This is a genomic window from Kocuria sp. SM24M-10 (assembly GCF_001027955.1).
GTDB classification, from domain to species: domain Bacteria; phylum Actinomycetota; class Actinomycetes; order Actinomycetales; family Micrococcaceae; genus Kocuria; species Kocuria oceani.
The window spans coordinates 1-8344 of record NZ_LDNX01000001.1; the positions used below are offsets into that span (position 1 = coordinate 1).

Annotated in this window: 5 protein-coding genes; 1 reads left to right on the forward strand and 4 read right to left on the reverse strand. The window is 74.1% G+C overall.

Annotation, left to right across the window (positions count from 1 at the left end):
• A partial coding sequence (locus ABL57_RS00005; protein ID WP_047801403.1) for a DUF456 domain-containing protein occupies positions 1-364 on the reverse strand: 364 nt, incomplete at its 3' end.
• Between the two features lie 83 nt (positions 365-447).
• Between ABL57_RS00005 and ABL57_RS00010 the strand changes: the two genes are divergently transcribed.
• Positions 448-1074 carry a lytic transglycosylase domain-containing protein gene (locus ABL57_RS00010; protein WP_047801404.1) on the forward strand — a complete coding sequence of 209 codons (627 nt, stop codon included), beginning with the start codon at positions 448-450 and terminating at the stop codon, positions 1072-1074.
• Positions 1075-1176: 102 nt separating this feature from the next.
• On the opposite strand, the gene ABL57_RS00015 is transcribed toward ABL57_RS00010, so the two are convergent.
• The 3 genes from ABL57_RS00015 to ABL57_RS00025 all read right to left on the reverse strand — a co-directional run bounded on the left by ABL57_RS00015 (position 1177) and on the right by ABL57_RS00025 (position 8274).
• Entirely contained in the window at positions 1177-2631 is a 1455-nt protein-coding gene (locus ABL57_RS00015; protein WP_047801405.1) for an NAD(P)/FAD-dependent oxidoreductase, read from the reverse strand.
• A gap of 8 nt (positions 2632-2639) precedes the next feature.
• Positions 2640-7562, reverse strand: a complete 4923-nt coding sequence (locus ABL57_RS00020) for an NAD-glutamate dehydrogenase (RefSeq protein WP_203225523.1) — start codon at positions 7560-7562, stop codon at positions 2640-2642.
• A gap of 133 nt (positions 7563-7695) precedes the next feature.
• Entirely contained in the window at positions 7696-8274 is a 579-nt protein-coding gene (locus ABL57_RS00025; protein ID WP_053004661.1) for a histidine phosphatase family protein, read from the reverse strand.
• Positions 8275-8344 lie beyond the last annotated feature (70 nt).

Genomic DNA, 8344 nt, shown 5'->3' on the forward strand with positions numbered 1-8344 from the left:
CGCGCTGACGGGCGGTCTCGCTCAGCAGCAGGCCGACGAAGAAGCCCACGAAGATCCCCACGACCGGGATCACGAACAGCCCCACCACGGCGCCCGCCGCCGCGTACAGCAGGGAGCGGTTGGGGATCTGCCGCTGCTTGAGCCGGGCGCCGGTGAGCACCGCGCTCGCGGCCATCCCGATGACCGCCAGCACGGAGCCGACGACCAGCACCGTCCACCCCTCCACCGCCTGCACCGTGAGCGCCCAGACCAGTAGCCCCACGACGATGAGGATCGAGCCCGGCAGGACCGGGACGATGACGCCGAGGCATCCGACGACGAGCAGGACGGCGGTGATGAGGGTGGCGATGATCTCGGCGGTCACGCCCTCATCGTAGGCGGTCGCGGCCGGCTGTCCCCCCAAGAGGCCGCAGACCTGCCCCCACCGTCGCTCCTACCCTGGGACGGATGTCCACCACCGTCCTGCAGCCGGCACGCCCGGACGCCGAGCAGCCCGAGGAGCGCCCCGCGCGCAGCTCCTCGTGGTTCCTGCTGGCCTCGGTGCTGCTGCTGCTGATCGGCACGGGAGGACTGATCCACGCCAACACCTCCGACCGCGGCCCGGACCCCGCCGGGACCGGCGGGCCGAGCCGCACCGCTCCCGTGCCCGAGCCGTGGGGCGAGGACGTCCTGGCCGCCGCCGAGTTCTCGGGGCTGCCGCCGCAGATCGTCGCCGCCCAGCTCGACGTCGAGAGCCGCTGGGACCCCCGGGCCGTGAGCCCGGCCGGTGCCCAGGGCCTCGCCCAGTTCATGCCGAGGACGTGGGCGCGGTACGGGCGGGGGGACCCCTTCGACCCGCGCGACGCCATCCGCGCCCAGGGCCGGTACCTGAAGGACCTCCGGCGGATGGTCGGCGGCCTCGAGCCGGCCACGGCCGAGGAGGAGATCGACCTGGTGCTGGCGGCCTACAACGCCGGGCCCACCGCGGTGCTGCGGCACGGGGGGATCCCCCCGTTCGCGGAGACCCGGGGCTACGTGACACGCATCCGCGAGCTGGCGGGCACCACCTACGCCGGGGTGTGCGCCTGCGGCTGAGGCCCCGCGCCGGCCCGCCCGGGCTCCTCCGCCCGGCCTCGCCGCCCGCGTCCTCCACTCGACGCGCCCGCCCGTCCCGCCCGGTCCCGCGGGCCGGTGCGCTCAGCCGGGCCCCCCGCCGGCGCGGCGCCGTTCGCGGGCCAGGCCGGTCAGGGCGCGGCGGGCCGCGTGGTAGCCGGCCATCCCGTGCACCCCGCCGCCGGGCGGGGTCGAGGAGGAGCACAGGAAGACCCCGGGCACGCCGGTGGCGTAGGGGTCGGCCCGGACGACGGGCCGGAAGACCTGCTGCAGCCCGTCCAGGGCGCCCCCTCCGATGTCGCCGCCCACCAGGTTGGCGTTCCACGCCTGCAGCCCGGACGGCGGGGTGTCGACCCGGGCCAGGACCCGGTCGCGCACGCCGGGGGCGAAGCGCTCCAGCTGCTCGAGCACCCGCTCCCCGGCCCGGGGGTCGTCGCAGCCGTGCGGGACGTGGGCGTAGGCCCACAGCACCTGCTGCCCGGCCGGTGCCCGGGACGGGTCCGCGGCCCCCTGCTGGGCCACCAGGACGAACGGCCGCTCGGGGAGCCGTCCCGCGCGGGCCTGGGACTCCGCGGCCCCGATCTGCGCGAGCGTCCCGCCCACGTGCACGGTCCCGGCCCGGGCCACCCGCGGGTCGCGCCAGGGCACGGGGCCGTCCAGCAGGAGGTCGACCTTGTAGCAGGCCGTCCCGTAGCGCCAGCGGGACAGCGCCCGGCGGTACCGGGGCGGCAGCTCGAGCCCGCCCAGGCCCAGCACCTGCCGGGGCGTGAGGTCCAGCAGGACCAGCTCGGCCGGGCGCACCTGGGCGAGGTCGGTCACCGGGCGGTCCAGCAGCACGCGGCCCCCGTGCTCCCGGAGGTCGGCCACGAGCGCGTCGGCGATCGCCTGGGACCCGCCCCGGGCCACGGGCCAGCCCGTGGCGTGGGCGGCGGCGCCGAACAGCGTGCCGAACGCCGAGGTCAGCACGTGGCGCGGGGGCAGCACGGCGTGCGCCGCGGATCCGGCGAACAGGCCCCGGGCCTGCTCGGTGCGGAACAGCGCCCGCGCCGTGGCCGCGGCCGGCCACGGCGCCCGGAGCCCGAAGGACGCCAGGGCCGCCGGGTGCTCGGGCACCCGCACGAGCGGGCCCAGGGCGGACTCCACCGTCTGCTCCCAGCGCCCGACCACGCCCCGGTGCAGCGCCGACCAGGCCCGGCCGTCCGGACCGAGCTCCGCGGCGGTGCGCTCGAGGGAGCGGTGCAGCAGCCCGGGCGGGCCGTCGTCGAGGGGATGGGCCGCGACCACCGGCGGGTGCAGCCACTCCAGCCCGTGGCGGTGCAGGCCCAGCCGTGAGAACAGCGGGCTGGCCACCCCGAAGGGGTGCACCGCGGAGCCGAGGTCCACCACCGTGCCCGGGCCGAGCACCGCGGCGGAGCGCGCCGCCCCGCCGGGTGTGCCGGCCGCCTCGTGCACCGTGACGTCGAGCCCGGCCCGGGCCAGGACCACGGCCGCGGCCAGCCCGTTGGGCCCCGCGCCGACGACCGCGGCCGTTCCCTCCACCGGCCGGCCTACCCGGTCAGGGCGCTGCGCATGGTCCGCAGGGCCACGGACAGGGACGCGAGCTCGGTGGCGGGCTCGCCCGTGCTCTCGGCCTCGATCTCCCCGAGCACCTGGCGCAGCCGCACCAGGCGGGACTCGTTGGCCTCCTCCCAGGCGTCGACCTTCTCGCGGGCGGTCCGCCCCGGCGCCCGCAGCGCCTGGTCGGCCAGCGCCACGAGCGTGGCGTAGACGTCCTCCCGCATGGACATCCGCGCGAGGTTCTCCCAGCGGGTGGTCTGCGGCAGGTCCGTGATGCGGTTGAGCAGGCTCTCGATCCGGTACCGGTCGTAGAGCCGGAAGTAGACCTTGGCGATGGTCTTGATCTGCTCCTCGTCGAGGGCGCCGTCCTCGGTCACGGCCTCGCCCGAGGCGTGGGCGAGGCGGGCGACGTCGAGCAGCGCGAACGCGTCCAGCAGCTGCGACCACTCGGTGGCCAGCGGGCCCGGCACGCCCTGCCGCGCGGCCGCCTCCGCGTGGGAGTCGACCCGCTGACGGGAGTCCTCCCCCAGCAGCCGGTCCTCGAGGAAGCGGATGTCCACCGTGGGCTTGTACCGCTCGATGACCTCGGCGACCGGGTTGGCGGTCTCCTGCCGGTGGATGAGCCAGCGCACCACGCGGTCCAGCAGCCGGCGCATGTCCAGGAACATCCGGTCCCACACCTCCGTGGGCACGTCGGCGGGCAGCTCCTGGTGCTGGTGGGCGTAGCGCTCGATCTCGTAGATCTGCACCGCCGCCACGAACGCGCGGGCGACCTCCACGGGCTCGCACCCGGTCTCCTCCATGACCCGGTAGACGAAGGCGATCCCGCCGTAGTTGATCATCTGGTTGGCGACCATCGTGCCGATGATCTCCGCCCGCAGGGGGTGGGTGCCGACGAGCTCGCCGAAGCGCCGGGTGATCTGCTCCGGGAAGTACTTCTCCAGCACCTCCCCGAACCAGGGGTCCTCGGCCAGGCCGCCCTCGACGAGGGCCTCGGAGAGCTGGATCTTGGCGTAGGCCGCGAGCACGGACAGCTCCGGGGAGGTGAGGCCGTGCCCGGTGCGGGCGCGTTCGCGCAGCTGCTCGTCGGTGGGCAGGAACTCGATCGCCCGGTCGAGGTCGGCCGTGTCCTCGAGCCAGTGCATGAACCGGATGTAGGCCTCGTTGAGGTCCCGCACGCGGGCCCGCTCGGTGGTGAGCAGCACGTTCTGGGCCACGTTGGTCTCGAGCACGAGACCCGCCACCTCGTCCGTCATGGCCTCGATGAACCCGGCCCGCTCCTCGGCGGTCAGCTCTCCGGCCACGACCATCCGGTCCACCAGGATCTTGATGTTGACCTCGCGGTCGGAGGACTCCACGCCGCCGGAGTTGTCGATCGCGTCCGTGTTCAGCAGCACGCCGCCGAGGGCGGCCTCCACGCGCCCGAGCTGGGTGCAGCCGAGGTTGCCGCCCTCGCCCACCACCTTGACCCGCAGGTCCGCGCCGTCGACCCGGATCGCGTCGTTCGCCTTGTCCCCCACGTCCGTGTGGGACTCCCGCGCCGACTTCACGTAGGTGCCGATGCCGCCGTTGTAGAGCAGGTCCGCCGGGGCGGTGAGGATCGCGCGGATCAGCTCGATCGGGGACAGCTCCACGACCCCGTCCGGCAGGCCCAGGGCCTCGCGGACCTGCGGGGAGACCGGCACGGACTTCACCGTGCGCGAGTACACCCCGCCGCCCGCGGAGATCTTCTCCCGGTCGTAGTCCTGCCACGAGGAGCGGGGCCGGCCGAAGAGCCGCTCGCGCTCGGCGTAGGAGACGGCCGGGTCCGGGTCCGGGTCCAGGAAGATGTCCCGGTGGTCGAACGCGGCGACCAGGCGGATGTGCTCGGAGAGCAGCATGCCGTTGCCGAACACGTCCCCGGACATGTCGCCCACGCCCACCACGGTGAAGTCCTCCGTCTGGGTGTCCACGCCCAGCTCGAAGAAGTGCCGCTTCACGGACTCCCACGCCCCACGGGCGGTGATGCCCATGGCCTTGTGGTCGTAGCCCACCGACCCGCCGGAGGCGAAGGCGTCGCCGAGCCAGAACCCGTACTCCGCGGAGATCGCGTTGGCGGTGTCGGAGAAGGACGCCGTGCCCTTGTCCGCGGCCACCACCAGGTAGGAGTCCTGGCCGTCGCGGCGCACCACGTGCTCCGGGTGCACCACGACGTCGTGGCCGGCCTCGTCCCGCACCAGGTTGTCGGTGATGTCCAGCAGGGAGGCGATGAACATCTTGTACGCCTCGCGGCCCTCGCGCACCCAGGCGTCGCGGTCCACGGCGGGGTCCGGCAGCTGCTTGGGGTAGAACCCGCCCTTGGCCCCGTTGGGCACGATCACCGAGTTCTTCACCATCTGCGCCTTGACCAGGCCCAGCACCTCGGTGCGGAAGTCCTCGCGGCGGTCCGACCAGCGCAGCCCGCCGCGGGCCACCGGACCGAAGCGCAGGTGCGTGCCCTCGACCCGCGGGGACCACACCCAGATCTCGAACATGGGGTGCGGCCGCGGGGCGGCGCTGATCCGCCCGGGGTTGAGCTTGAAGGCCATGGTGGGCCGGTGCCGGTACACGTTGGTGCGCACGGTGGCGGCCATGATCTCGGTCAGCGCCCGCAGCAGCTTGTCCGCGTCGAGGGTGGGGACCTCGTCGAGGGCCTCCATCAGCCGGGACTGCGCGGCGTCGCGCTGGGAGCCGCGCACGGCGTCGTCGAGCGCGGGGTTGAAGCTCGCCTCGAAGAACTCGACCAGCCCGCGGGTGACCGCGGGGAAGGCCAGGAGCGTGTCCGCGATGTAGTCGAACGAGTTGGGGTGCCCGAGCTGCAGGAGGTACCGGACGTAGGAGCGCAGCACAGCCACCGTCCGCCACGTCAGCCGCTCGGTGAGGACCAGCCGGTTCAGGGAGTCGGACTCCGAGCGGTTGGACAGCACCGCGCACAGGGTGTCCTCGATGAGGTCCTCGGTCTGGGCGTCCTCCGGGCCGATGGCGTCCACGCCCTCGGGCAGGCGCACGCCGAAGTCGTAGAGCTGGAAGTGGCGCCCGTCGGCGGGGGTGACCTCGTAGGGCTTCTGGTCCAGGATCGTGAGGCCCAGGTTCTGCAGCATGGGCAGCAGCGCGGTGAGGGACAGGGACCGGGTGAGGTAGATGTTCAGCCGCACGCCCCCGGGGTCGTCGACCACGCGCACCTCCGCGGGCAGGTCCGGGTCGCGGCCCCAGAGCTCCTCGCAGCGCTGGAGGTCCTCGACGGCCTCCTCGATCTCGTAGTCCGCCCGGTAGGCGTCCGGGAACGCCTCCGCCCAGTTCTCGGCGTGCGTGCGGGCCACGTCCTCGGGGAACTCGCGGTGGATCGCCCGCACCAGCGCCTCGGACCAGGACCGCACGGCCGCGCGCAGCCGCGCCTCGAGGCCCGCCCGGTCGAAGGACTGCACCTGCCCGGTGTACGGCAGGCGGATGCGGAAGAACAGCCGGGCCAGCGTGGAGGCGGACAGCCGGGCGTCGAAGTCGATGGACTCGGCGTCGAAGGTCCGCCGCAGCTCCGCCTCGATCCGCCCGCGCACCGACGTGTTGTACCGGTCCCGGGGCAGGAAGAGGACCGCGGACATGAACCGGCCGAAGTGGTCCTGGCGCAGGAACAGCCGGGTCTGGCGCCGCTCGTCCAGGCCCATGACGCCGCGCATGATCTCGTAGAGCTCCTCCGCGGTCATGTGGAAGAGCTCGTCCCGCGGGTAGTCCTCGATGTTGCCCATGAGGTCCCGGGCGGAGTGGGAGTCCTCGAGGAAGCCGAAGCGCTCGGCGACCTCCGCCAGCTTCTCCTTGAGCAGCGGCGTCTCCCGTGCCGGGGTGTTGTACGCCCGGCGGGTGAACAGCCCCAGCACCAGGTACTCCCCCACGATCCGGCCCTCGTCGTCGTACTTGGCGACGCCGACGTAGTCGAGGTACTCGCGGCGGTGGATGGACGAGCGGCGGTTGGCCTTCGTGACGAACAGGGTGCCGGCCTCGCGGGCGTGCTCCCGGCCCAGGCCGGTGAGCTGCTGGCGGTGGGGCTTGCCCTCGTGCTCCACGAGCAGGCCCAGTCCCGTCCCGGGCCGGCTGGCGAGGGCCAGGCCGTCGTCGGTCTCCTCGAGGTCGTACTCCTTGAAGCCCATGAGAATGAAGTTGCCGCCGATCAGCCAGCGCAGGAAGTCCTGTGAGGGGCCGACCATCGGGGGGTGGCCGCCCCCGGGCAGCTCCAGGGTGCGCAGCCGGTCCAGCTCCCCGGCGAGCCGCTCGACGCGCGCCTTGAGCTGCTCCTGGTCCTCGTCGACGCGCTGGACGTCGCGGAGCAGGGTGGACAGCCGGTCCACGAGCTGCTGGGCGGTCTCGTCGGAGATCGGGCGGGAGAGCTCCACGGAGATCCAGGACTCCACCACGTGCCGCGTCCCGCCGGAGGCCCGGAAGTTCGCCAGGCTCGGCAGCGCGGTGGTGTCACCGCTGGCGCTCGCGGAGAAGTCGGGGACCTGCTGGAGCTCGCGCAGCTCGTGGCTGTCCTCGTCGCGGGTCGCCACCAGCACGGGGTGGATGACCAGGCGGGCGCCGCCCCACTTGGCGGCGATCTCCGCGTTCACGGTGCTCACGAGGTAGGGCACGTCCTCGGTGACCACGAAGACCACCGAGCTCGAGTCCTCCTGGCGCACGCCCACGACGATCTCGCCCGGGGCGCGCACCCGGCCGACCTCCTGGTGGTGGTCGGCGCGCTCGCGCAGCTGCTCCTCGGTGCGCGCGAGCAGGTCCTCCTGCGGGACGTGGCGGTAGTACTCGTTGATCCACGCCCGCTCTCCGTCCCACTGCGGGGTCTGCGGGATCACCCGGAGCGTCTCCGTGCGGTCCTCGTCGGGGATCGTGTACTGGTCAGGGGCCACAGCCGCATCACGCCTTCGTCGCCGTGGGCGGCACGGGGCGCGGTCTGTGCGCCGCCGTCGCCGCCCCAGGGGTGGACGGCACCTCGTGGGACCGTCCCTGGTCCGTCCAGCTTATTGAACGAACACCGCCCTGTCAGGGGGCGGTGGGCTCGGGCACGTCGTCCCGCAGCCGGGCGTCGTCGAGGGCCTCGGTCCGCACCGGGACCACCTCGCAGTTGCGCACCCGGGGGTGGGTCTCGCCGTTGAGCACGGAGACCGTCAGACGGATCAGCGAGCCGTGGGCCACGACCAGGACGTTGCGCCCCGGGTGCGCGTCGCGGATCCGGCGCAGCGCGGCCGTGCCGCGGCGGGCCACCTCCTCCGCCGGCTCCCCCTCGGCCAGGATCGCGTCCCGGGCCTGCGCCTCGAGCCCGGCGAGGGTGGAGCCCTCCCACGGCCCGAAACCGCGCTCCACGAGCCCGGGGCAGGTCTCGCTCAGCTCGAGGCCGAGGACCCCGCCGATGATCTGCGCGGTCTCCACGGCGCGGCTGAGCGGCGAGGAGACCAGCACGTCCCAGCGGCTCGCCCCGGCGTGCAGCCGCCGGGCGACGGCGCGGGCCTCGTGCCGTCCGGTGTCGTTGAGCGGGACGTCCGTGGCGCCCTGCAGCCGCTCCTCCAGGTTCCAGTCGGTCTGGCCGTGGCGGATGAGCGCGATGCGTCCGGGAGTGTTCACGCCCTCCACTGTGGGCGACGGCCCGCCGCGGGGCAAGCCCGGGCCCCGGCCCGCCGCGGACGGCGGGCCG

Coding starts and splice junctions, on each gene's coding strand:
- ABL57_RS00010 (WP_047801404.1), top strand. CDS start 448: ATGTCCACCACCGTCCTGCAGCCGGCACGCCCGGACGCCGAGCAGCCC.